The organism is Dongia soli, assembly GCF_034044715.1.
Lineage (GTDB): Bacteria > Pseudomonadota > Alphaproteobacteria > Dongiales > Dongiaceae > Dongia_B > Dongia_B soli.
In genome coordinates, this window is the sequence record NZ_JAXCLW010000001.1 from 947,342 (window position 1) to 972,365 (window position 25,024).

At 61.3% G+C, this 25,024-nt stretch carries 20 protein-coding genes; 14 read left to right on the forward strand and 6 right to left on the reverse strand.

From position 1 onward, the window contains the following. Positions 1–98 precede the first annotated feature (98 nt). Both SMD27_RS04255 and SMD27_RS04260 read right to left on the reverse strand, forming a co-directional pair. Positions 99–1,328 carry an aminotransferase class I/II-fold pyridoxal phosphate-dependent enzyme gene (locus SMD27_RS04255; protein ID WP_320507078.1) on the reverse strand — a complete coding sequence of 410 codons (1,230 nt, stop codon included), beginning with the start codon at positions 1,326–1,328 and terminating at the stop codon, positions 99–101. 319 nt (positions 1,329–1,647) lie between these two features. Further along, entirely contained in the window at positions 1,648–2,418 is a 771-nt protein-coding gene (locus tag SMD27_RS04260; RefSeq protein ID WP_320507079.1) for an ABC transporter ATP-binding protein, read from the reverse strand. Between the two features lie 267 nt (positions 2,419–2,685). Between SMD27_RS04260 and SMD27_RS04265 the strand changes: the two genes are divergently transcribed. Further along, on the forward strand, positions 2,686–5,616 hold the full coding sequence (locus SMD27_RS04265) for a [protein-PII] uridylyltransferase (protein WP_320507080.1): 2,931 nt from the start codon (positions 2,686–2,688) through the stop codon (positions 5,614–5,616). Between the two features lie 281 nt (positions 5,617–5,897). Here the strand turns inward: SMD27_RS04265 and SMD27_RS04270 are convergent, their stop codons facing one another. Together SMD27_RS04270 and SMD27_RS04275 are read right to left on the reverse strand one after the other, a co-directional pair. Then, positions 5,898–8,465, reverse strand: coding sequence for an ABC transporter permease (locus tag SMD27_RS04270; protein WP_320507081.1), 2,568 nt, complete (start codon positions 8,463–8,465; stop codon positions 5,898–5,900). 11 nt (positions 8,466–8,476) lie between these two features. Next, on the reverse strand, positions 8,477–9,262 hold the full coding sequence (locus SMD27_RS04275; RefSeq protein WP_320507082.1) for an ABC transporter ATP-binding protein: 786 nt from the start codon (positions 9,260–9,262) through the stop codon (positions 8,477–8,479). Between SMD27_RS04275 and SMD27_RS04280 the strand changes: the two genes are divergently transcribed. The 7 genes from SMD27_RS04280 (at position 9,261) to SMD27_RS04310 (ending at position 15,922) form a co-directional block, all read left to right on the forward strand. Next, on the forward strand, positions 9,261–10,010 hold the full coding sequence (locus SMD27_RS04280) for an arylesterase (protein WP_320507083.1): 750 nt from the start codon (positions 9,261–9,263) through the stop codon (positions 10,008–10,010). The two genes, SMD27_RS04275 and SMD27_RS04280, sit on opposite strands and share 2 nt — an antisense overlap. A gap of 131 nt (positions 10,011–10,141) precedes the next feature. Beyond that, the gene (locus tag SMD27_RS04285) at positions 10,142–11,182 is read left to right on the forward strand and encodes an NADP(H)-dependent aldo-keto reductase (RefSeq protein WP_320507084.1); all 1,041 of its coding nucleotides are present in this window, start codon (positions 10,142–10,144) and stop codon (positions 11,180–11,182) included. A gap of 214 nt (positions 11,183–11,396) precedes the next feature. After that, positions 11,397–11,951: an RNA 2',3'-cyclic phosphodiesterase gene (gene thpR, locus SMD27_RS04290; RefSeq protein ID WP_320507085.1), complete on the forward strand. Its 555-nt coding sequence runs from the start codon at positions 11,397–11,399 to the stop codon at positions 11,949–11,951. 586 nt (positions 11,952–12,537) lie between these two features. After that, positions 12,538–12,840, forward strand: a complete 303-nt coding sequence (locus SMD27_RS04295; protein ID WP_320507086.1) for a 4a-hydroxytetrahydrobiopterin dehydratase — start codon at positions 12,538–12,540, stop codon at positions 12,838–12,840. Between the two features lie 645 nt (positions 12,841–13,485). Then, on the forward strand, positions 13,486–14,271 hold the full coding sequence (locus SMD27_RS04300) for a lysine/arginine/ornithine ABC transporter substrate-binding protein (protein WP_320507087.1): 786 nt from the start codon (positions 13,486–13,488) through the stop codon (positions 14,269–14,271). A gap of 210 nt (positions 14,272–14,481) precedes the next feature. Next, positions 14,482–15,174: an ABC transporter permease gene (locus tag SMD27_RS04305; RefSeq protein ID WP_320507088.1), complete on the forward strand. Its 693-nt coding sequence runs from the start codon at positions 14,482–14,484 to the stop codon at positions 15,172–15,174. A gap of 13 nt (positions 15,175–15,187) precedes the next feature. Next, positions 15,188–15,922, forward strand: a complete 735-nt coding sequence (locus SMD27_RS04310) for an ABC transporter permease (RefSeq protein WP_320507089.1) — start codon at positions 15,188–15,190, stop codon at positions 15,920–15,922. A 9-nt stretch (positions 15,923–15,931) separates the two neighbouring features. Here SMD27_RS04310 and SMD27_RS04315 read toward each other — a convergent pair whose 3' ends face one another. Continuing rightward, the gene (locus SMD27_RS04315; RefSeq protein WP_320507090.1) at positions 15,932–16,645 is read right to left on the reverse strand and encodes a GNAT family N-acetyltransferase; all 714 of its coding nucleotides are present in this window, start codon (positions 16,643–16,645) and stop codon (positions 15,932–15,934) included. A 293-nt stretch (positions 16,646–16,938) separates the two neighbouring features. Here SMD27_RS04315 and SMD27_RS04320 point away from each other — a divergent pair, with 293 nt between their 5' ends. Next, positions 16,939–18,726, forward strand: coding sequence for a GAF domain-containing sensor histidine kinase (locus SMD27_RS04320; RefSeq protein ID WP_320507091.1), 1,788 nt, complete (start codon positions 16,939–16,941; stop codon positions 18,724–18,726). Between the two features lie 13 nt (positions 18,727–18,739). Here the strand turns inward: SMD27_RS04320 and SMD27_RS04325 are convergent, their stop codons facing one another. Then, positions 18,740–19,267, reverse strand: a complete 528-nt coding sequence (locus tag SMD27_RS04325; protein WP_320507559.1) for a PAS domain-containing protein — start codon at positions 19,265–19,267, stop codon at positions 18,740–18,742. 319 nt (positions 19,268–19,586) lie between these two features. On the opposite strand from SMD27_RS04325, the gene SMD27_RS04330 reads away from it, so the two are divergent. The 5 genes from SMD27_RS04330 to SMD27_RS04350 all read left to right on the forward strand — a co-directional run bounded on the left by SMD27_RS04330 (position 19,587) and on the right by SMD27_RS04350 (position 25,010). After that, the gene (locus tag SMD27_RS04330; protein WP_320507092.1) at positions 19,587–20,609 is read left to right on the forward strand and encodes a LacI family DNA-binding transcriptional regulator; all 1,023 of its coding nucleotides are present in this window, start codon (positions 19,587–19,589) and stop codon (positions 20,607–20,609) included. Positions 20,610–20,796: 187 nt separating this feature from the next. Further along, on the forward strand, positions 20,797–21,810 hold the full coding sequence (locus SMD27_RS04335) for an SIS domain-containing protein (RefSeq protein ID WP_320507093.1): 1,014 nt from the start codon (positions 20,797–20,799) through the stop codon (positions 21,808–21,810). Positions 21,811–21,834: 24 nt separating this feature from the next. Continuing rightward, positions 21,835–23,163, forward strand: coding sequence for an ABC transporter substrate-binding protein (locus SMD27_RS04340; RefSeq protein ID WP_320507094.1), 1,329 nt, complete (start codon positions 21,835–21,837; stop codon positions 23,161–23,163). An 18-nt stretch (positions 23,164–23,181) separates the two neighbouring features. After that, complete coding sequence (locus SMD27_RS04345; RefSeq protein WP_320507095.1) at positions 23,182–24,141, forward strand: carbohydrate ABC transporter permease; 960 nt, start codon at positions 23,182–23,184, stop codon at positions 24,139–24,141. Further along, complete coding sequence (locus SMD27_RS04350) at positions 24,138–25,010, forward strand: carbohydrate ABC transporter permease (protein ID WP_320507096.1); 873 nt, start codon at positions 24,138–24,140, stop codon at positions 25,008–25,010. Before SMD27_RS04345 ends, SMD27_RS04350 begins: the two co-directional genes overlap by 4 nt. Positions 25,011–25,024 lie beyond the last annotated feature (14 nt).

Consider the following 25,024-nt stretch of genomic DNA (forward strand, 5'->3'; position numbering starts at 1 on the left):
CCTTTCGTCCGTCCACGGTCGGAATTAGGGTCCATGACCCTTCCGACCGCTACTCATATCATCGGCCTGACAGGCTACCGGCCTGGCAGGCGCGTTATTCACCCAGGCGATCGATCCGCATCACGGCGGCCATTTCCGGTCAGGAAATCGGCCAGGACAGCAGCCAAACGTTTGAGGACCGGCTTCATATCCGCCGGTTCATAAACCAAGGCGACCCGGATGTAACGCTGGCCTGGATTTTCGCCGGCGGCATCCGGCCGTGCCATATAGCCTCCCGGCAGAACCTTGATCGCGGCACGGCGCCAGAGTTCCACAGCCGCTCTCTCGCCATCGCCAACATCGAGCCAGAGGAAAAAGCCGCCGGCCGACCGCACCTCGCCGAAAAGCGGCCCGAGGATTTCCTGGGCCAAAGCGAAATTGGCCTGATAGCGCCTCCGATTGGCGATCACATGGTCTTCATCCCGCCACAAGGCGGTGGCGGCGGCGAGGATTGGGTAAGGCTGGGCGACGCCGCCGAAATTGACCAGCTGGGTCTGGCGCCGGATCAAATTCGCATCGCCGGCGACAAAGCCCGAGCGCAAACCGGCGCCGCTGGAGCGTTTCGACAGCGAATGAAAGACCAGCAAATGGTCGAGCTCGCCCCCCAGGTCACGGGCCGCGCTAAGGGCCCCCGGCGGTGGCGTATGGAGATAGATCTCAGCATAGCATTCATCGCTGGCGAGCACGAAATCGTGCCGCCGCGCGAGCGCGAGCCAGGCCTTGAGGTAGTCCAGATCGGCCACCGTGCCCTGGGGATTGGCGGGGGAGCAGAGATAGGCCAGGGCGGTGCGCTTCAGGATCGCCGGCGGGATATCGGCAATCACCGGCAGGAAGTTGGTTTCCGCCCGCGCTGGCAGGAAACAGGGCTCGGCCCCGGCTGCCGCGGCCGCCCCGGCATAAACGTGATAAAACGGGTTCGGCATCAGCACAATCGGTCGTTCGCCGCCAGTCGATTCCGGGCCATATTCCGGCACGGCGGAAAGTGCGATGTGAAACAGGGCTTCGCGGGTGCCGGCGACCGGCAAGATGTGCTGGTCGGCCTGCAGCATGCCGGTAGGCAGGCCGTAGCGCTTGTCGGTCCAATCCTTCACTGCCTGGCGGAAGGCCTCGTTGCCATTGGCTTGCGGGTATTTGCCCCAGCTGCCGGCTTCAGCGGCAATGATCTCCGAAACGAAGTCCGGCGGAGCGAATTGCGGCTCGCCGACCGATAACAGAAACGGCGTATTCCCACCGCCGGGCGTTACGTTTTCCAGCAATTTATTGAGCCGCGTGAAGGGGTGAAACTTCATCAGCGACTCGAGTCGGTCCAAGCCCATCATTCCCCCGCCGTCCGAGTCGCGGCGATCCGCGCAAGAATCTCCAACGATTCCATAGGGCGACTCGGGCGCAGACTCAGGAACAAAATAAAAACAGCAGTAATGTATTAAGAAATAGGTCTCAACAAATTGTATTTGCTTATTTTATGGCCCACAAGTCCGTTCTATTTCCCGGTCTGCAATCGTTCCGATTAGGTTCCGCGCCGGCTGTGCTACTAAAAGATGACGGAATTTGCGTATGAACCCGACAGAGATAAGGCGGCTCTCGCTGCCGAGGCCGCCCTATCGAAGCTTATTTGTGATGCGAGGTCGTGAGGAACTGGCGCAGCCGTTCGGAAGACGGATTGGCGAAGACTTCCTTGGGATTGCCTTGCTCTTCGACCCGGCCCTGATGCAGGAAGATCACGTTATTGGCGACTTCGCGGGCAAAGCCCATTTCGTGGGTCACGACCATCATGGTGCGGCCCTCCTCGGCGAGCTGACGCATGACACGCAGCACTTCGCCGACCAGTTCCGGATCCAGCGCCGAGGTCGGCTCGTCGAACAGCATGACCTTGGGTTCCATCGCCAGGGCGCGGGCGATGGCGGCACGCTGCTGCTGGCCGCCGGAGAGATGGCTTGGATAATGATTGCGCTTGTCGGCGATGCCGACCTTGGCGAGCAGCGCCTCGGCCCGGGCGATCGCCTCGGCCTTCGGGATCTTCAGCACGTGAACCGGCGCCTCGATGACGTTTTCGAGGACCGTCATGTGGGACCACAGATTGAAGCTCTGGAACACCATGCCGAGTGAGGCACGGATGCGGTCGACCTGCTTGTGATCCTCGGGCTCGGCGCGCCCCTTATGCTGGCGCATGCGGATCAGCTCGCCATTGACATAAACCTTACCGGCGTCGGGCGTCTCCAGGAGGTTGATGCAGCGAAGGAGCGTGCTCTTGCCGGAGCCGCTGCTGCCGATCATGGCGATCACATCGCCGGTTTCCGCTTTGACCGAAACACCTTTGAGAACTTCGAGTTCGCCAAACCGCTTGTGGAGATCCTCCACCACCAGCGCCGCTTCCGCCATAATTACTCCCTGCTTGCCTGTTTTTTGTTTATCGCGCCTCTTTCTTTCGCTTTTGTTCGGAGGCGACATTCTGGTGACTTCGTTATGCCGCTTTTGGGGTGCGCTGCCAAGGCGCTTTCTCACCCGCCATCCGCCGGAGGGCCGGCGCTTCGTCGGCCAAAAACCGGCCATATTCCGCCGGTTAACCCGCTTCCTCCCGGGCCGGCGCGCCGGCATGCCCTCATGAGGCGGATGGCGCGGGAGCAATGACTTCATTAACATGCGCCTATGAATGAGATCAGCCATCCGGAAACCGGCGAGGAAGCCGACCGCGCCGATAAGGATCGTCTTGAGGCGGGCCGGCCCGATATCAGCCGCCAGCGCCAGATCATCGATCGCCGGGCACTCGAAACCGGTTTACGCAGTGCCCTGGTCGGGGAGGACGATCCGGCCCAGGCCCAGCCACGCGTGGCGACTTTGCTGCGCGAGGCGCTCCAGGCCGGACGGGCGGAGATCGAGCGCCGCTTCGAGGCCGACCGGCACGCGCCGGAAGCGGGCCGGGACGTCGGTCGCCACACCAGCTTCCTGATCGATCAGCTGATCCGCGCACTGCACGACGTCACGACCGGCATCGCCTATCCGATCGCCAATCCCTCCGCCGCCGAGAAGATCGGCATCATCGCGGTCGGCGGCTATGGCCGGGGGGAACTGGCACCCTTCTCCGATATCGATCTCCTGTTCCTCATTCCTTACAAGGAAACGCCCTATTGCGAACAGGTGATCGAGTTCATGCTCTATCGCCTTTGGGATCTCGGCCTCAAGGTCGGCCATTCGGTGCGGTCGATCGATGAATGCATCCGCCAAGCCAAAACCGATCTCACCATCCGCACCGCCCTGCTGGAAGCGCGCTATATCTGGGGCGACCAGGATTTGTTCGATCGCTTCCAGAAGGTTTATCGCAAGGAGATTCTCCAAGGCCAGGGCGAGGCCTTCTATCATGCGAAGCTGGAAGAACGCCGGCTGCGCCACGAACGCTACGGCAACACCCGTTACGCGCTGGAGCCGAATATCAAGGACGGCAAAGGCGCCCTGCGCGATCTTCAGACGCTGCGCTGGATCGGCCGCTTCCTCTATGGCGCCAGAAGCAGCGAAGAGATGGTCGAGCGCGGTCTCTTCGGCAAAGCCGATGCCGCCAAATTCGACAAGGCCGAGCGCTTCCTGTGGACCTTGCGTTGCCAGCTGCATTACGCCCGTGGCCGGGCCGAGGAAAAACTCAATTTCGACATCCAGCCGGAGATTGCCCGGCTGCTCGGTTATCGCGATCACGCCGGCACCAGCGGCGTCGAGCGCCTGATGAAACACTATTTCCTGATGGCGAAATCGGTCGGCGCACTGACCCGCAGCTTCTGTGCCGCGGTCGAAGCGCAGAATGTGCGCAAGCCGCTGCTGCGCCTGCCGGCCGGCATGGCGGCGATCGGCCTCAGGCGCCGGGAACTGGACGGCTTCGGCCTCGAAGGCGGCAGCCTCACCGTGCCCAATGCAAAACACTTTGAGCGCCACCCGGTCGACATGCTGCGGATTTTTGCCGTGGCGCAACGGCACGATGTCGATATCCATCCCATCACCTTCAACTGGCTGGCGCAATCGGTGCGGCTGATCGACCGATCGCTGCGCGAGGATCCGAAGGCCAATGCGCTCTTCATGGAAATCCTGCTCTTCCGCAAGAGCAGCCTGGCGGGTGGCGATAAAGGCGGGCCCGAGGCGACGTTGCGGCGCATGAACGAGGCCGGTGTTTTCGGCCGCTTCATTCCCGATTTCGGCCGCATCGTCGCGCAGATGCAGTTCGACATGTATCATCACTATACGGTCGACGAGCATACGATCTTCGCCATCGGAATCCTTTATCAGGTCGAGCACGGCCTCCTGATCGAGGAAGCGCCGATCACCAGCTCGGTGGTGCATCAGGTCCTGTCGCGCCGTGTGCTCTATCTTGCCGTGCTGCTGCATGACATCGCCAAGGGACGCGGCGGCGATCACTCGGCTCTCGGCGCCGAGGTGGCGGAACAGCTTTGCCCGCGTCTCGGTCTCAGCGCCGAGGAGACCGAAACCGTCGCCTGGCTGGTGCGCTATCACCTGCTGATGAGCAACACCGCCTTCAAGCGCGACATCGACGATCCGAAGACCATCGCCGACTTTGCGGCTCAGGTGCAGTCGATCGAAAGGCTGCGTCTGCTGCTGGTGCTCACCGTCTGCGACATCCGCGCGGTGGGGCCGAAGACCTGGAACGGTTGGAAAGCCCAGCTCCTGCGAGAGCTTTATAACCGCACCGAGGAACAGCTCTCCGGCGGCTTGATCACCGCGGGCCGCGAGGCCCGCATCGCCGCCGTCCTGGACGATCTCAAAGCGCAGCTCGTCGACTGGCCGCCCGAGGCGATCGAGGAACATCTGGCGCGCGGCCATGGCGGCTATTGGTTGTCCTTCCCGGTACCGCTGCTGGTGCGTCAGGCCCGGCTCATTCGCGAGGCTGAACTGGAGCAGCGGCCGCTATCGGTCGATTACAATGTGGATCATTACCGCTCCATGACCGAGGTGACGATCTATGTCGCCGACCGCAAGGGCCTGGTCTCGCAACTGGCCGGCGCCTTTGCCTTGTCGGGCGCCAGTATCGTCGATGCGCGTATCTTGACGCTCGCCAACGGGATGGCGCTCGATACCTTCACAATCCAGGATTCACAAGGCGGTCCGTTCGACAAACCGGCGCGTCTTGCCCGGCTCTCCAGCACGATCGGCCGCATGCTGGATGCGCCGCAACGCATCCCGGCCGAGATCGGGAAATTGCCACGTCTTGCCAATCCGGCGGTACAGGCCTTCCCGGTGGCGCCGCGCGTCCTGATCGACAACAAGGCGAGTGCCACGCATACGCTGATCGAGGTCAATGGCCGCGACCGGCGCGGCCTGGTCTATGCCTTGACGGCCGCCCTCACCGCCCAGAACCTGCAGATCTCCAACGCGAAGATCTCCACCTTTGGCCACCGCGCGATCGACAGCTTCTACGTCAAGGACCAGTTCGGCCTGAAGGTGGAAGCCGAAAGCCGCCTGAAGACGATCCGCGACGTGCTGATGGCGGTGTTGAACGACGGCGAGAGCGACGCTCCCGCCGTCACCGATATGCTGGCCGCCAATCGCCGGCGGCCGCGGTCGTCGACGAATGCACGCTGAGTTTTGTGGCATGGCGATGTGCTTGACCGGCGGTGTCATTGTCGCGCGCTGTCAAACGCAAACCGGATTGTCACCCTCGGGCTTGACCCGAGGGTCCACCGGAGCGGCTGCATTCGTTATCCTATGAAGACGAAGGCCGGTGCGTTCGTCAGCTTTCTTCAGCTGCCGCGATGGACCCTTGCATCAAGTCCGAGGGTGACAAGCTTGCTTGTGATCGCCACCGTGCGATAGGCAGTAGGCGTTCAATGACAAGTTGATCGACGTGCTCAGCAGAGTAGTCCCTATTCATTCCTCAAATAAGGCGCCGCCTTCGCACGGAGCGCGCGCCAGCTGCCGAGGAAGCCGACAGAGAGTGTCGCCGCGAGGCTTAGGCCGATAATGCCGAAGGCGAGCAGCGGCGGGAAGGACCAGCCGACATGCAGCACTTCGGTGAGGAAGATATAGGCGCCGAGACTGCCGATCGCCAAAGCGATGACGGCGCTGATCACCGCCAGCACGCCATATTCCCAAAGATAGCCACGCGCAATATCGCCGGCGGTGCCGCCTAGCATCTTCAAAAGCACCGCTTCATAGATGCGCCTTTCGCGGCCGGCTGCGATGGCGCCGGCCAGCACCAGCATGCCAGCTGCCAAGGTGACCGCGGCGGTGGTGCGGATCGAGGCGGCGACAGCCTGGAGGATTTCGATCGCGCTGGCGAGTGCTTCCTTGACGCGGATTGCCGAGACATTGGGAAAATCGCGCGAGACCGCCGCAAGCAGCGCGCCATCCTGTGCCGGCGGGATGCGCAAAGTGGCGATATAGGTTTGCGGCGCCTGTTCTAGGAGACCGGGGGAGAACACCATGACGAAATTAATGCCGAGCGAGGACCAGTCGATCTCGCGCAGATTGGCGATCTTGCCGCTGATTTCGCGGCCGAGCACATTGACCGCGATGCTGTCGCCGATCTTCAGGCCGAAGCCGCGCGCCGCCTCGGCATCCATCGAGATCAGCGGCGGACCCTTGTAATCGGCCGCCCACCATTGGCCTTCGACGATTTTGGCGTTGCGCGGCGCCGTCGCCGACCAGGTGATTCCGCGATCGCCTTTCAGCACCCAGGCAAGATCGGGTGGCGGCACGATCTTCTCCGTGGGCGTGCCGTTCATCTGAACGATCCGGCCGCGCAGCATGGGCACGCGTTCGAATTCCCCGGCCCCGGGAAAGCTGCCGGCGAATTTATCGAAAGCCGCGAGCTGCTGCGGCTGGATGTCGATGAAATAAAAGCTGGGTGCTTGACGTGGAATCGTCTCGTCGAGATCGCGCAGCATGTTGCGCTGAATGAGCGCGATCGCCACCAGCACGGTGAGGCCGAGCCCGACCGAGAGGACAATGCTGGCGGTGGGCGATTGATGCCGGGCAATATCGGCAAGAGCAAAGCGCAAGGCCCGGCTGCGCTGGCCGAGCCGGGCCCGGCTCCAATCTGCCAATTGTTTGAGGCCGGCGGCGAGCAAGGCGAAAGCGATCAAGGTGACGATCGTTGCCGCCACGAAACCGCCGGCGAGCTTGGTGCTGCCGGCAGTCAGCACGGCCGCGGCGGCGAGGATCAGGGCGGTGAGGCCAAGCGTGCCGAGATCGAACCGGCTGAGGCCGCCAAGCTCGACCGGCCCGGCGCGGAACAGCTGGGCGGGGCGAACCCGGCGCGCCCGTAGCAAGGGGGGCAGCGCAAAGGCAAAAGCGGTCAGCAGGCTGATCCCGGCGGCCAGCAGGAGCGGCTCGAGATAGATGCCAGCCAGGAGTGGCACGTCGAAACGGGCTAGCGCAGTGGCGAGTACGAAAGGCGCGACGGCGCCGATGGCAAGGCCGGCCACCGTGCCGATCAGCGCCATCGTGCCGACCAGCAACAGATAGAGCGTCAGAAGCTGGCCGCTGCTGGCGCCGAGGCATTTCAGCACCGCCAGGCTGCGGGCCTTGCCTTCGAGAAAAGCGCGCACCGCATTAGCGATGCCGAGCCCGCCGATCAGCAGTGCGGAAAAGCCGACGAGGTTGAGATATTGTGCCGTGCGATCGAGGAAACTGCGCAATCCCGCAGCGGCATCCTCGACCCCGCGAATGCGCCAGCCAGCCTGGGGGAAGCGCTCAACCATCTGCTGCTTGAAACGGAATGCATCGAGCCCCGGCTGCAATTTCACGCGGTAAACGTGATAGATCAGACTGCCCGGCTGGGCGAGGTCGCTGGCCGCCAAGGCCTGGGGCGAAATCATCAAGCGGGGGCCGAGATTGAAAACCTGCGAGCCGCGATCCGGCTCACGAGTGATCGCGCCGCTCACCACAAGTTTCGCCTTGCCCAGTTGCAAAACAGCGCCCGGTGCGATGCCAAGCCGCTGCAGCAAGCTCGGTTCCACCAGGGCGCCGAAGCTCCCGTCAGCATGCTGCGCCAAGGCCGCCTGAAGGGATTGCGGCGGATCGATCTCGGCCTGGCCATAAAGCGGATAAAGACGGTCTACCGCCTTCACCTCAACCAGGACCGGATTGCCGTCATTGGGCGCCGCCGCGCCGTCCGACGAGGCCTCACCCTTCACCATGGCGCGCAATTCCTGGCTATGGGTGACGGCGCCGCCGAGATTGAGCGCATTGCGTTCGTCGTCGGTGGCGGGGCGATAGATCAGGCGGAATTCGAGATCGCCGCCGAGAATGGCCTTGCCATTGCTGCGCAGGCCGGCATCGATGCCGGCAGCCAGCGATCCGATCGCGGCGATGACGGCCGCACCCAGCATCAGGCAGATGAGGAAGATGCGAAAACCGCGGAGGCCGCCAGCCAGGCTGCTGCGCAGGTCGCGCCAAGCGAATTTCAGAACGGCGATCAAGGCGTTCATGCCGAATATGCTCAAGTGAGGATGCTGATTCTCGACCCGGGCGCCAGGCCGAATTGTGCTGCCGGACCGTCTTCTTGGACGCGCCCATCGGCCAACCGCACGATGCGCGCGCAGCGTGCCGCCAAAGCCGGATCATGGGTGATCAGCATCAACGTCGAGCCATGTTCGCGGGCGAGATCGAAGATCAAGTCAACGATGACAGCGCCCGTCTCCAGATCGAGATTGCCGGTCGGTTCGTCCGCCAGCAACAGCCTCGGCTTGGCGACAATGGCTCGGGCCAGGGCCACGCGCTGTTGTTCGCCGCCGGAAAGCTGCGACGGGTAATGAGCGAGACGATGGCCAAGGCCAACCGAGTGAAGAGCCGCGCGGGCGGCATCGAAGGCATCCTTCCGGCCGGCCAGCTCCAAAGGCACGGCGACATTCTCCAACGCCGTCATGGTGGGAATGAGATGGAAGGCTTGAAAGACGATGCCGATCTCCTGGCGGCGGAACAAAGCGAGGCGATCCTCGCTCAGACCGGAAAGATCCCGGCCGGCCACCCGCAAGCTGCCGGCGCTGGGCTTTTCCAGCCCGGCGATCAGCAGCATCAGGCTGGTCTTGCCGGAACCGGATGGACCGACGATGCCGACGGTCTCGCCGGGGGCAATGGTAAGATCGATGCCGCGCAGGATATTGACCTCACCGGCATCGCTCGCCAGTGTCAATTGAATGCCGGCGAGCTCGACGGCCGAAACAGGGGCGGAAGGGGCGGGTCGAGGGGAAGATGGCGCGTGCGGAGAGAGGGAGTCGATATTCATGCGGACGGTCCGGGCCTTTCTTTTGTCGCTGGCATGCCTGTTGACGCTGGCCTGCCCGACCGGTTTTCCCTTCGATTGGCTTCCTGACGGCATGCTGGCTGCGGGAAGCGCGATTGCACAAGAAACAGGATCACAGGAAACCCAGCCGAAGCTGCGGATCCTGGCATTCGGCGACAGCTTGACGGCCGGCTATGGCCTTTCTGAGGCAGAAGGCTTCACCACCCAGCTGTCGCAGGCTCTTGCTAAGATGGGCCGTCCGGCCGAGGTGATCAATGGCGGCGTTTCCGGCGACACCACGGCCGGGGGGCTGGCGCGGATCGACTGGGCCCTGGCCGACAAGCCCCAGATCATGGTGCTGGAACTGGGCGCCAATGACATGCTGCGCGGCCTGCCGCCGGCGGCGGCGCGGGCCAATCTGCAGCAGATCATTGCCAAGGCCAAGGCGGCCAATACGGCGATCCTGCTGGTCGGCATGCGCGCACCTGCCAATCTCGGTGCCGATTACCAGCACGATTTCGATGCCATTTACCCAGATCTGGCCAAGGCGCAGAATTTGCCGCTTTATCCCTTCCTCCTCGACGGCGTTGCCGGCGATCCATCGCTTAATCAGGCCGACGGGATCCATCCCAATGCCGCGGGGGTCGCGATCATCGTCAAGCGGCTCCTGCCCAGCCTCATCAAAGTGATGGACCAGGTGCAAGCAGCCGATAAATCCGATGCCGGTGGATCGAAGCAGGGCGCCGGCTGAAGATTGCGGATTTCTCTCGATCATGAATTCATCGTGACGGCACCACGACCGTTCCGGTTCGCTCTCACTCCCCTTCTCGATTGTGCTAATCAACTGCACACGGGTTTCACTACGCATTGAAAGGATATCGTATGGAGTACCGGCGTCTTGGGCGCAGCGATCTGCGCGTCAGCGTCATTTGCCTCGGCACCATGACCTTCGGAGAACAGAACAGCGAAGCCGATGGCCATCAGCAGATGGATTATGCGCTCGATCACGGCGTGAACTTTTTCGATACGGCGGAGATGTATGCGGTGCCGCCGCGGCGCGAAACCTATGGCCGTACCGAAGAGATCATCGGCACCTGGTTCAAATCGCGCGGCAAGCGTGACAAGGTCGTTCTCGCCAGCAAGATCGTCGGGCCGGATGAGCGTTTTCCCTATGTGCGCGACGGCAACCTGCGCTTCGATCGCAAGAACATTCAAGCGGCCGTGGATGCCAGCCTGAAGCGTCTGCAGACCGATTACATCGACCTCTATCAGCTGCATTGGCCAGAGCGCGAGGTGAATGTCTTCGGGCAACTGCTGTACAAGCACAACGAGAACCAGGACTGGACGCCGTTCGAAGAAACGCTGGATGCGCTGCAGGAAGTGGTGAAGGCCGGCAAGGTGCGTCAGGTCGGTCTCAGCAATGAAACCGCCTGGGGCGCCATGTCCTGGCTGAAGCTGGCCGAACAGGGCAAGGGCCCGCGCATGGCCAGCATCCAGAATGCCTATAGCCTGCTCAATCGCGCTTTCGAGGTCGGCGTCGCCGAAGTTGCCATCCGCGAGGATTGTGGCCTGCTCGCTTTCTCGCCGCTCGGCATGGGCGTCCTCTCCGGCAAGTATCTCGATGGTGCCGAGCCGGCCGGGGCGCGGCTGACGCTCTATGGCTTCTTCAAGCGCTATCGCAGCGCGCGTGGCGAAGCGGCGACCAAGGCCTATGTCAATCTTGCCCGTCGCCACGGTCTCGATCCCGCGCAAATGGCCCTCGCCTTCATCAACAGCCGCCGCTTCGTCACTGCCAATATCATTGGCGCGACCACGATGGAGCAGTTGAAGAGCAATATCGCCAGTGCCGATCTCAAGCTGTCGGACGACGTGCTGACGGAGATCGACGCGCTGCATCACGAGCACACAATCCCCTGCCCGTGATCGGCTTGCTGATCGAGCATCGGATTTGCCATCTATCGGCGGGGCGGGCTTGACTACCGCCCCGGCCACCTCACATCTTAAGAAGCATTAACCGTCCTCTTGCTGACAGCGCGAAAATGACAGTTCGCGGATTTCTGGCCAGCATGGCGGACGGCTGCTATCATTGAGTCGGCCGCAATCTCGAGTCGCGGCAATCGGATCACGCGAGGGCAAGATGCGTCTGTTCGTCGCCCTAACTCTGCCGGAGAATGTCCGCTGGCAGTTGCGGTTGCTTTGCGGCGGCCTGCCGGGCGCCAAATGGGTGCCGCCGGAAAATTTCCACATCACCCTCCGATTCCTTGGCGATCTCGATGGTCGCGATCTCGACTATGTCGACGCCGCCTTGGCTGGCATCCGGGTACCCTCTTTCTCGATCCGCCTCAATGGCGTCGGCCATTTCGGCAATGCTTCACGCATCCGGGCAATCTGGGCCGGCGTGGAAAAAGAGCCGGCGCTGCAGCATCTGCATGACAAGGTGGAATCTGCGGTGGTGCGGGCGGGGATCGAACCGGACGGGCAGAAATATACGCCCCATGTCACCTTGAGCTACCCCAAGGACCCCCCGATCAGCAAGGTGCAGCAATTCCTCGCCTCGCATAGCCTGTTCCGCACCGAGCGTTTCGAAGTGACACATTTCACGCTCTTCTCCAGCTTCATCGGCGGTGAGCATGCGATTTATTCGGCGGAACGTTCTTATGCCTTGTCGATGCCGATGGCGGCGGTGCGCTGACTTGCGGGTGTGACACCGTCAGTGCAGGAGTGCCGGAACCTCGCGCGGCGACACGCGCTGCGCGGCGCGCTGTGCCAGGCTCGTTCCATGAGCTGCTTTTTCAGCGCTGTGACCCAGTTGCGCATGTCCCCAGAGGAGGAGCTGCGCAGCGAAAGGCAGTTGATGGAATTGCGGATCGCCGTCGCAGCCTTCGCAAGATCGTCGTGATGATTGTCGTCGGTGCAGTGACTCGTTTGAGATCCAGTCGGATTGCGGGTTACCGTATCGTGCCGGGCGGTGGGGTTTGAAGGGGCCGGGCGACGGCTGGGGGAAATTCGCCGCGAGGTGATGATCGACTTCGGCGTGGGCCGAACACGCCGACCGCGATGTCGTGACCATCACCTCGCGAGCAAGACGGACCCTAACAGCCTTCAGGAGATATTGCAACTCATTCTCATTTGCAGAAGCAAAAATTTTCCCGACTGGTGCGCATGCATCCCGTGGAAGACTCGGCTATGCTTTTGGTCCGGCCTCCGGAGATGCCGATGCGCTTGGAGGCTTGGCCGGTACTTGGCGTGATAAGGATCAATCGGTTCAGGAGGGTTTCATGGTGGCGAAACTGACAGCGGCGGAACGCTCGGCTGCGCTTGCTTCCCTGCCTGGATGGGAGGCCGTGGATGGTCGCGATGCCATTCGGCGTAAAGTCAAATTCGCGGATTTCAACGCCGCCTGGGGCTTCATGACGCGGGTCGCCCTCCTCGCCGACAAGCAGGACCACCATCCGGAATGGAGCAATGTCTATAACCGCGTTGAAATCTTGCTAACCACGCATGATTGCGATGGCTTGAGCCAGCGCGATGTAAAGCTGGCCCAGGCGATCGATCGCATCCTGACGGAAAGCGGCAACTGATTACATCGTTAGCGCGGGCTCGCTTTGCTTATGCGATCTCGTGTCACGATGCCGGCGACAATGCCGATCTCGATCTCGACCTGTTCATCGGCCACCTTGATGGTACGCCGGCTTCCTCAGGACCGGCGTCAAATTGGCGCCCTGGGCCCGGTCCCACGTCCGGCACGCCCATGTCCCCGGACCTGCACTTCGCCGGGAAAATCCCCCCATTTCGCCGGAAGGAAGCCCAGCTGCCGGTGCCAGGTGGTTTTGTCCTTGGCAAGCCGGCTTAGGCCATTGCATAAAAGACCATGCCGTTGCATAAAAAGTCGAATGTCGCCAAGAAAGCGGCTTAACCGAGAAGATCCGAAGGATCCCGGTCGGAGGGTAGCCTGATCGCCAAAACTCAACCAGGAAGCGGCCAGGCGGGAGGAAGTTAAGGTTGAATGGTCGGGGCTCCCGATTTGCCGCAATCAACCGCCGATTGCATCCCCCAACTGCATGCTGTACATGCAGCTTTCTTCTCTATTGTTCATTTTCTGGGTTCTACCGGATCGGGCGACGCTGCCTCGCAAGAGTGCTGGCGCCGGTCGGCGAGCCGGCCGTGAAGCGATCGGCGCCGCAGCTCGCAACGACCTAAAGATCGCATATCGCAAGGAGGCGTAAGTGAAGAAGTTTACCATTCTGATGTCAGTAGCCGTCTTGGCGCTCAGCAGCGGCGCTGCCAGTGCCGCCGAAAAGATCAGGATCGCGACCGAAGGCGCCTATGCGCCGTTCAATTTCGTTGCTGATGACGGCAGCCTGCAAGGCTTCGACGTCGATATCGCCAAGGCGCTCTGCGAGAAGATGAAGGCGGATTGCGAGATCGTGAAGCAGGAATGGGACGGCATGATCCCCGGCCTGCTGGCGAAGAAGTTCGACGCCATTGCCGCATCGATGTCGATCACGGCCGAGCGCAAGCAGAAGATCGATTTTTCGAAGAAATACTACAACACCCCCGCCGTGATCGTCGCCCGCAAGGATGCCAAGATCGCCGTGGATGCCAATGGCAATCCGACCGATAAGGGCATGAAGGGCCTGAAGATCGGTGTGCAGCGCTCGACCATCCACGAGAACTATGCCCGGGCGCATTTCAAGGACGCCGAAATCGTTGTCTATGATTCCGCCGACAACGCCAATCTCGATCTGGTCAATGGCCGTATCGATGCCCGCATGGACGATATCCTCGCACTGCAAGAAGGCGTCCTGAAGACCGAAGGCGGCGATGATTTCAAGATCTTCGGCAAGGGCTTCGTCGGCGGCGAACTGGGCGAAGGCGTCGGTATCGGCGTGCGTAAGGAAGACACCAAGCTGCGCGATGCGTTCAGCAAGGCGATCCAGGAAATCCGCGCCGACGGGACCTATAAAAAGATCAACGACAAATATTTCAGCTTCGACGCTTACGGCGACTAAGGTCGACGCAAGGACTGGCCGCCGGTTTCTGGGACGACCGGCGGCCAGTGTTTTTTCCGGCCTGTTCTTTTAAGATGCTTGGTGCCGTCTTTTCCGTGACGGCAGGTTTTCGGATATAGTCGCATCATACCAACGCTGCCCAGCGGGCGGCGGATGCCGGCATAGCGGTTTTCCGCCCAAGAATTAAAGTACCAGGATTAGGGTGACGGCATGTTTGACTTGAAAGGTTATGGCCATCTTCTGTTCGAAGGCGCCCTGGTCACCATCGAAGTGGCGATCTGCGCCATGATCGTGGCGATCGCGCTCGGTTTGATCGGCGCCGCTGGCAAGCTTTCCAAGAACCCTGTCGCTCATTTCTTCGCCAATACCTACACGATCGTCATCCGCGGCGTGCCGGAACTGGTCTTGCTGCTGCTGATCTATTTCGGCGGCACGGTGCTGCTGCAAACCGTTGCCGGCCAGCTTTTCGGCCGCGAGGAGCCGATCGACATCAATAACTTCGTTGCCGGCGTGCTGGTGATCGGTTTCGTTTACGGCGCCTTCGCCACCGAGGTGTTTCGGGGCGCCTTCCAATCCATTCCCAAGGGACAGATCGAAGCGGCCATGGCCTGCGGCATGAGCAAGGGCCAGGTTTTCTGGCGCATCAAGCTGCCGCAGGTCTGGCGTTTCGCCATTCCCGGCCTTGGCAATGTCTGGCTGGTGCTGCTGAAGGCGACGGCAATCATTTCGGTGATCGGCCTGCCCGAATTGACGCGCCAGTCCACCATCGTCATGAACCCCACGCGCAAGCCGTTCACGGTGTTCCTGATCGCCGCGGCTCTTTATTTGATCATGACGGCGGTATCCGATGTGTTCCGGCACCGCTTTGAGCGCCGCGCCGCGCTCGGCATCCGCCGAATCTGAGAGGGGCAAGGCAATGAGCTTCGATTTTCCGCTGATCTGGAACAGCCTGCCCGATCTCCTTGGCCGCGGCCTTGTCCTGACGATTCAACTGACCTTGCTGTCGGTGCTGGCGGGGCTATGCCTTGCCGTGCCGCTGGGCATCCTGCGGGCTTCGCACAATCCGTGGATCTCCAAGTCGATCTATATCTACACTTATGTCTTTCGCGGCACGCCGCTGCTGATCCAGCTCTTCCTGATCTATTACGGCCTCGGCCAGTTCCACTGGATCAAAAGCACCTTCCTGTGGGATTTCCTGCGCGAAGGCTTCTGGTGCTGCTTGATCGCCTTCACCCTGAACACTGCCGCCTATACGACGGAAATTCTGCGCGGGGCGATCCAGAACGTATCCCATGGCGAGGTCGAGGCGGCCCGTGCCATCGGCATGCCACGCTTCACCGTGCTGCGGCGGATCATTCTGCCGCAAGCCTTCCGCATCATGCTCCCGGCCTATTCCAACGAGGTGGTGCTGATGCTGCAGGCGACGTCGATCGCCAGCCTGGTGACCTTGCTGGAGCTGACGGGGGTCGCCCGGGTCATCATCGCCCGGACCTTTGCGCCCTATGAGCTCTTTATCACCATTGCGCTGATCTATCTCGCCCTCACCTACGGCATCATCTGGCTGTTCAAGAAATGGGAACAGCACCTGATGCGCCATCTCGGAGAGCGGCCGGCCGATGCACCTGCGGAAGGCGCCCTGGTGACCCGCTAGGCTTGGCCGTCAATCGACCGGCATGAAGGCGTCAAGCGGCCGCCGCTGATCGCCCGTCGGGGTGAAATTCTCCGGCGCCAGCCAACTCTCGAAAGCAACCTTGCGGGCGGGCCATTCCCGGTCGGTGATCGCATACCAGGCGGTATCGCGGTTACGGCCCTTATAGATCGTCGCCTGGCGAAAGATGCCCTCGAAGCGAAAGCCGAGGCGCTTCGCCGCAGCGCACGAGGGCGCGTTAAGGGCGTCGCATTTCCATTCATAGCGGCGATAACCCAATTCATCGAACACCCGGCGCATCATCAGATACATGGCCTCGGTGCCTGCCGCCCGGCGCTGCAAGGCCGGGCTATAGTTAATATGACCGACCTCGATCACCCCCACCGCCGGCTCGATCCGCAGGTAACTGGCGATGCCCACGGCCTTTTCGCTCGCCAGATCGATGATGGCATGAAACAGCGGATCATCTCCTTCACAGCTCTTCAACATCCAGGCCCGATAATCGGTAAGGTTGTTGAAGGGTCCATAGGGCAGATAGGTCCAATTCCGGCCCTCGCGATCAAGTAGGTTCGCGCCGTGCAGATCGGCAGCGTGGTGATCCGCCGCAAGCGGTTCGACGCGGCAAAAGCGGCCGGTCAGGGCGGTGCGCGGCGGCCGCGGCCTGGCGGTCCAATCCGGTACCGGGAATCCGATCTGCTGCCCGAGGTGATTGACATGGTTGCCCATTTTGCGCTCCGATTTGCTGGCCGGACGAAAAGACCCCCGGAAGACCCGAACAGGGGATGATTCCAAACTGATTATGCCACCGATCTATCGACGCCGCGTCAAGCCGGCCAGAGCCGGAACGCGGGCATATCGTAGGTCCGCTCGGACGATGCGACCACATCGCCCGGTCCTGCATCGCCCGGTCCTGCATCCATCCGTTCTGCGTCGGCCGATCACCTGGCACCGTTTCGAGAACGCCATGCGGCCGGCAACCGCGTGTCGATTTGGCGGGCGGGCAATATAGGAGCGTTGGCATGGAGCATACTGCCGATGACGCAACGACCTTAATTCGTCGTTTGAGCGATCAGCTCTCCGGCGCTCATAAGCAGGTCTATCTGGACCGATTGGCGCAGACATTGGCGCCGCTCATTCCCGCCGATTACTTGATGATCGGGCGCCTCAGCCATGCATCGCAGCACAATTCACAGCCCGGTAGCCCGACCGAGCGTCTGGTAACCATCGTCGCCCTCGCTGGCATGGAAAACCTGCCGGCGGAGATGGTTTACGCACTGAGCGGGTCGCCCTGCGCCAATACCGTCGAAGGCGGCGCCTGCTTCATTCCCGACGATGTGCAGCGGCTCTTTCCGGACGATCGCATGCTGGCCGAAATGGGGATCCGGGGCTATGCCGGCGTCATATTGCGGGATCAAAGCGAGCAGCCAATCGGCCTGATGGTCGCCTTGCGCCGCCGGCCTTTCGATCCGGAGCATAATGCGCTTGGCCTGCTCGAGCTTTTTGCCGACCGCGCGGCGATCGAATTGCAGCGCATCTCGGAATCCGCCGAACGGCAGAAACGCCGGCAGCGCGAAGAGCGCCTGAATGCCGCCCTTATCGAGATTCTCAAGGACGGCCAGCCGGCGGGGATGCCGCTATCCGAAGCGCTCAGCCGCATCTGCGAAGGTGCTGCCAAAGGCCTGCAAGTGGAACGCTGCAGCGTCTGGGTGCCGGACGAGGATCACCGCCATATCATCTGCATCGCCCGCTGTTGCACGTTTAGCCAGGAGCCGCTGGAAGCGATGAAGCTAGCCGATATGCCGCTTTACCGCGCGGCTTTGGAAAGGGAACGTGTACTCGTCGTCGACGATGTCGTCGGCGACGCGCGCGTCGGCGAATTCAGCGGCAGCTATTATCGCGGTACCGATATCGGCGCCCTCATCGCGGTTGCCATCGCCGCCTATGGCCACGATTACGGGACCTTCTGCATCGAACGCAATGCAGCCGACCGCAGCTGGCAACCGGAAGAGATCAATTTCTGCATCGCCATCGCGTCGCTGATGTCGGTGCTGTTCGAATCCGAGTACCGGCATCAGGCGCAGCAGGAGGCCGAGGCGTCGAGCCGCGCCAAGATGGAGTTCCTGGCCAATATGAGCCATGAGCTGCGTACCCCGCTCAATGCAATTATCGGCTTTTCCGACCTGCTGCGGCAGCGTTCGCCGGGCCATGGCACCAGCAATGACACGGCACACGAATACCTATCGATCATTCACGATGCCGGCCGGGCTTTGCTCGACCTCATCAACAGCGTGCTCGAACACGCGGCCCTCGCCGCGAATGCCAGCGGTATCAGCAACGATATCGTCAATGCAGCCGAGCTTTGTCATGAAGTCGCGAATATCTGCCGCCGAGATCTGGAACAGCGCCGGCATCGGCTGGTCTGCACTGTTTCGCCCGATCTGCAGTTTCGCGGCGACCGCATCAAGTTGCGCTCTTTGCTGACCAATCTTCTTAGCAATGCGATCAAATACACGCCGAATGAAGGACGTATCGAAATCAATTGCGGCGTTGCCGGCCAGCAGCCGATGCTCAAGGTGACAGATAGCGGCATTGGCATGGAACCCGCGCAAGCGGTCCTCGCCCTCGAACCGTTTCACCAGATCGAGAATATCTATACCAAGAAGGTTGGCGGCACCGGTCTCGGCCTCGCGATCGTGCAGCGCATCGTCGATCTGCATGGCGGCCGTCTTGATATCGAGACGGCACCGGGCAAAGGTCTCATCGCCACGGTAACCCTGCCGGAGGACCGGCTGGTGAAGATGGCCTGATTCGGCGATCAGATCATTCGCAATCGATGCGGCGGGCCGGTGTGATGAAGGGCACCGGCGGATCATGCCGCGGCGCCGCAGCGTCGCTGATCTCCCAATCCTCGATGGCGATAAACTGACCGGCGCTACCGGCCTGGGTGACGGGGAGAATGCAGAATTCCACCAGATAGATGGCGCCCGATTTCGCTGGCCAGTCATAAGTCCCGTAGACCGGGCATTGCTGCGACCAAGCTCGACGATAAGCTTCTATCCCCTGGTCGATGTAATTGTATTGCTCACCGGTCATCTCGTCGAGATAGAGTCCGGTGAATTCGGCGCCGTTCATATCGACCACTTTGGTGCCAACCAACCGGTAGAACACCCGGAAAGGCTGGGCCTCGACTTCGGCAATCAGCAGGTAGGGCAGCAGGCTCGTCAGCTCGGCAGGATCTATGTCGCTGCGGTCCGGGACGGCTCGCCCGGCGCATTTAGCCTGCCAATAGTCATGGAGCCGATGGATGCGGGCGGACCTGATCTGGTCCCGGGGAATCAAGGCGAACATTGACACGCAATTCTATTCCTGGCGGAAACTTCCAACCCTGTCGCGGGACCGCAACGCAAGCGGTCGCGCCCTTGGCGAGGATTGGTTTGTACCAGTTCCCGCCGGATTTCAACAGGACGTGAAATGTCGCCGGTCGAGATGCGCCGCTTTCTGGTGATTGTGGACGTCAAGGAATGACAACCGCCGGTGCCGCTAGCGGACTGTCCGCTTGCAGTTTGAAACGCGGCGAAGATGTGGCACAACGCTGGTTATGCCAAGCCAGCGGGACTGCCACAATCCGGTTTCGGCGGTTAATGCAGGCATCGAGAGGATATCGGCTTTGACACGCAAGGGGGTTACCCTGAAGGACGTTGCTGCCGCCGCGAATGTGTCGCGCGCCACGGCAGCCCGCGCGCTCAATAGCTACGGTTATGTCGGCGATCAAACGGCGCTGCGGGTCATCGAGGCGGCCGATGCTTTAGGTTACCGGGCGAACCGCGTGGCGCAGGCCCTGCGCAGCGGCCAGCTGCCAATTGTCGGCTATCTGCCGGGCGATATCCAGAATCCCTTTTTCGCCCGTATTGCCCATGATCTTGAAGTGGAGTTCAGGAAACAGGGCCACAACCTGTTGATTGCCAGCAGCGAGGAGAATGTCGAGCAGGAGCGGGAACTTCTCGAAAGCCTCCGCTCGCTCAGTGTGCGGGGTTTCATTCTCGCCCCCACGTCGGCGACCGACAATCAGCATATCCTCAAGCTCGCCCGCGAGGGGGCGCCGATCGTTCTGATCGACCGGGTCTCGGAGAATGTGCGCTGCGACAGCGTGCTGGTCGATAACGAAGGCGGGGCGCGGGAAGCGGTGGATTACCTGGTCGCCAACGGACATCGGCGCATCGCGCTGCTGCGCGACGAATCCCGCATCTTCACTGCCCAGGAGCGGCTGGCGGGCTACCGGAATTCCCTGCAGGCGCACGGCATCGAGCTCGATGAGACGCTGATCGGCGTGTCGCGCTCGACCGTCGAACATGCGATCGAAGCGACGATTCGCTTGTTCTCCCGCCGCGACCGCCCGACCGCGCTTTTCACCGTGGACAGCCTCATGACGCAAGGGGCCCTTCTCGCCCTGCGCTCGATGGGGTTATCGATCCCCCAGGACGTCTCGCTGGTCGGCTTTGACGATTTCGATCTCGCCACCTTCACCGATCCGCAGATTACCGTCATGGCACAGCCCATTGCCGAGATCGGGCCGCTGGCGGCACAAATGCTGCTCGACCGGCTCGCCGGCAAGAAAGTGGCGCCCCGGCTTACCCGCTTTCCAACGCGCCTCATCGTGCGCGGTTCGGTTTCGCATCCGAAGAAGCGTTAAGCACGGGCCGCGTCTCGCCCCGGCTCGCCAAATCTGCTTGCCAAACGGCAGTATTCCGCTTAACCTCGCTGTGAGATCGATCTCACACACCTTTTGTGGCATGTGAGATCGATCTCACACGGATATTTGCGCTAGATCGATGCCGATCGCGCCGGACATCCGCGGCAACAGATACGAGGAAGATCACATGCTCAATTTCGACAAGGACCGCTTCGTGCGAATTCAAAGCGGCGCCGTTTCCATCGCCGGTGACGTGCGGGACGTCATGCGGAAGCTATTGTCGGAAGGTATCGAGCGGCTCTACTTCATGGGAACCGGCGGTGTCCAGTTGCTGACCTTGCCGGCGATCGAACTGGCCCAGCGTCATTCCGTTTTTCCGGTGAGCTGGCAGTATCCGGCCCAGGTCGTCGTTAATCCGCCGGCCGGCCTCGACAAGAAGGCTCTTGTCGTCATCCCCTCGCTTTCCGGCACGACCAAGGAGAGCGTCCAGCTTCTTTCTTTCCTGAAGCAGCGCGGCGTGCGTACCCTCTCTCTGACCGGCCACAAGGATACGCCGCTGGCGCAGGACGCCGATTTCAATTTCACCAATTTCGCCGAAGACGACACATCCTCGGAATCCTTCTATCTGCAGACTTTGCTGATTGTCCTCGCGCTGCTTGCCGAGCGCGGCGATTATGGCGATTACGACAAGATCGTCGCCGAGCTGAAGCAATTGCCGAAACTGCTGGTGGATGCGAAGGAAGCCTTTGAGCCCAAGGCCGCCGAGCTTGCTGCGACCATCAAGGACGAAACCTATCACATCTTCACCGGCGCCGGTTCGGTCTGGCCGGAAGCGCATTATTACGGCATGTGCATCCTGGAAGAGATGCAATGGATCCGCACCCGACCGGTGCATGCGGCGGATTTCTTCCATGGCACGCTGGAACTTGTCGAGCCCGGCGTCAGCGTTTTCCTGTTCAAGGGCGAAGATGCCACGCGGCCGCTGGGCGACCGGGTGGAAAATTTCGTCAAACGCTATTCGGATAAGGTCCGCATCCTCGATACCGCCGACGTAAAGCTGCCCGGCATTTCAGGCGAGGTCCGCGCCCTGATTTCACCGATCGTGTTGGCGACTCTGTTGGAACGCCTCAGCGCTCATCTTGAGGTTTTGCGCAATCATCCGCTGACGACGCGGCGCTATTACAAGCGCGTCGAATACTAAAAACAACACTGGAAGGAGATGCACATGAAACGCTCACTGCACGTCGTCGCGGTCACCGTCGCCGCCGCCACGGCGCTCGGCTTCTCGGCCGGCAAAAGCTACAGCGCCGGCAAGGCGGTGGAGGCTGATCCGGCCGCCAAGGTCGATTACAGCGGCACCCTATCGGTGCTGACGAAGTTCGGCCTGCAGCAATTGTCGCCCTATTTCGTCGATCTCGCCAAGGAATATGAAAAGCTTCACCCCGGCGTGAAGGTGGAGCTCATTCAGGAGAGCGATGACAGCGTCAAGGGCAAGACCAAGACACTGGTAGCCTCGAATTCGCTTACCGATGTCTATTTCTCCTGGACGGGAAGCTGGGGCGGCAATTTCGTTCGCGGCAACCGCGCGGTCGATCTCAGCAAGGTGATTGGTCCCGACACTGAATGGGGCAAGTCGCTGGTGCCGGCGGCTGTCCAGGCCTTCCAGTATAACGGCAAGTATTACGGCATCCCGCTTTATCTCGATGCCAAGTTCATGGGCTACAACAAGCAGATCTTCTCCAAGCTCGGCTTGAGCGCGCCCAACAGCTTCGAGCAGCTGCTGTCGAACTGCGATACGATCAGAAAAGCCGGCATCGTGCCGATCTCCCTCGGCAACAAGGAGGCTTGGCCGGTGGTGCATTATGTGGGCCAGCTCCTGGCCTATGACGTGCCGCGCGAAACGCTGGAACGCGACTTCAATCCGAAGACCGCGAAGTTCGACGATCCAGGCTATGTCGCAGCGCTGAAGCAATTCAAGGAACTGGCCGACCGCTGCACCAATGGCGCGACGATGAATGGCGAATCCTACGCTTCGGCATTGCAGGCTTTCAGCAATGCCAAATCGGCGATGTATTATCAGGAGATCATCGAATTCGATCAAAGCGCTGCGCCGGATTCCGCGTTGAAGCAGGCCGATTTCGGCTTTTTCGTCCTGCCGGTGCCGGAAGGCGCCAAAGGCGATGCGAAAGCCGTCGAAGGAGCGCCTGAAGGCTACATGATCAACACCGCCTCGAAGAATATTCCGCTGGCGATCGACTTCATGAAATTCGTGACCTCGAAGGAACATGGCCAGGTCCTCTCGGCACCGCCTTACGGCCAGCCCAGCGCGACGGTCGGTGGTGCGTCGGAAAAGAGCATGAGCCCGGCGGTCGTCGAAGGCCTGCAGGTGCTGAAATCCGCCTCCTATCTGATGCCCTGGCTCGACACGGCGAATTCGCCGCGCGTGGCCGCTGCCTGGCTGTCCAGCCTGCAGGCACTGGCCGGCGGATCGATGACCCCGGAACAGGTCATGGATCAGGTCAAGGAAGCCGCCGCCGCGGATGCGAAAAAATAACGCGCAGTTGACAAAACAATGGCTGTGACTGGGGTAAATAGCGGCGCTGTTTCCTACGGCGCTGCGACCGGCCAGGGCGCAAGCGGGGCTCCCAAACCCCGCTTGCGCAATCTCTTGTCCTTCCGTTGGGTCGCGGTCGCGGTGATCCTCATCGGCTGGTTCGTTTATTACCCCATCGTCGACAATTTTGTCGTCAGCACCACCGACCAGGACATTTTCACCGGCGAGGTGACCAATGTCGGCCTGGCGAATTATGACCGGCTCCTGAATGACCCGATCGTCTGGACATCGCTTTGGAACAACAGCCTCTATGCGGTGATCTCCATCGTCTTCCAGGTCTTCGGCGCCTTCCTGCTGGCGGCGATTATCGAAGGTCTTGGCTCGGAGCGCCTGCAGCGGTTCTGGCGAGCGATCTATTTTGTTCCTTCGGCGATTTCAATCACAGTGAGCGGCCTTCTCTTCTATTTCATCTATCAGCCGGAGATCGGCCTCCTGGATGCGGCCTTGAGATCGGTCGGCCTTGATGCACTGGTGAAACCCTGGCTCGGCGATCCAAAAACGGCGATCTACGCCATCATCGCCATGAGCCAGTGGCAGGGTTTCGGCTATTCGACGCTGCTCTTCGCCATCGCTATCCAGAAAATTCCCCGCGAGCTTTATGATGCGGCGATCATCGACGGCGCCGGCCCGCTGCGTCGGCTGTGGAGCATCACCTTCCCGCTGACCCGCGAGATGACCGGGCTCATGATCATCATCACCATCACCGGCGCCTTTCAGGTCTTTAACGAGGTCATGGTGATGACAGCGGGTGGCCCCAATAACAGCAGCCAGGTTCTCGGTACCTGGCTCTATCAGCAAGGTTTCATCGAGAACAATTTCGGCTATGGCGCGGCAATCGCCGCGGTGATCTTCGTGGTCACCATGGTGACCGGCATCGCGCAGCTCCTCTATACCAGACGGCGGAGGGTGCAGTTTTGACCGCTCTGTCTTCCACGCGGCCTCTTGGCCGGGCGACCTCCCAGGCGAATGTCTGGAACGTCATCGCCAAGACGTTTCTGCACGCCTTCCTGATCTGCCTCGGTGTTATCGTCATCTATCCGCTCCTCTGGATGGCGCTGAACGGCTTCAAGAATAACGCACAGATTTTCGGCAACCCCTTCGCTTTGCCGATCGGCTGGTCATGGGAAAATTATGTCCAGGCCTGGAACCAAGGTGTGCGCGATTATGTGAGCGTCAGTATCCTGGTGACCGTCGCCTCCGGCCTCTGCACAGTGCTGGTCAGCGCCTGGACTGCCTTCGGGCTGACGCGCACCAAGATGCCGGCAAAGCCCCTGGTCGTCGGCTTCGTCCTCGGCGGGTTGATGCTGAGCCCCACCGTGGCGGTCATTCCGCTCGTCAAGATGATGCAGGCGCTCGGCCTCTACAATACCTACTGGGCGCTGATCATTCTCTATACGGCCTTCCGGGTGCCCTTCAGCACCTTCCTGATCCGCGCTTATATGCTCGATCTGTCGCGCGATCTCGATGAGGCCGCGGTGATGGATGGGGCGAGCGAGGGTCAGATCTTCTGGCGCATCACCCTGCCGCTTTGCCGGCCCATCATCGTTTCCTGCATCATCCTGCATGTGCTCTTTGCCTGGAATGAATATCTCTTCGCCATGATCTTCTCGAGCGGGGTCGGCGCACAGACGCTGCCGGTGGGCCTGACCTCGATCATGGCGACGCACGGCACCAATTATGCCGAAGTCTTCGCGGCGATGACGATCTCGGCCTTGCCTATCGTGATCGTCTTCTTCGCCGCCCAGCGCTATTTCATCCGCGGCCTGTCCGAGGGCATCGGCAAATAGTGGTTTTCCGAAAG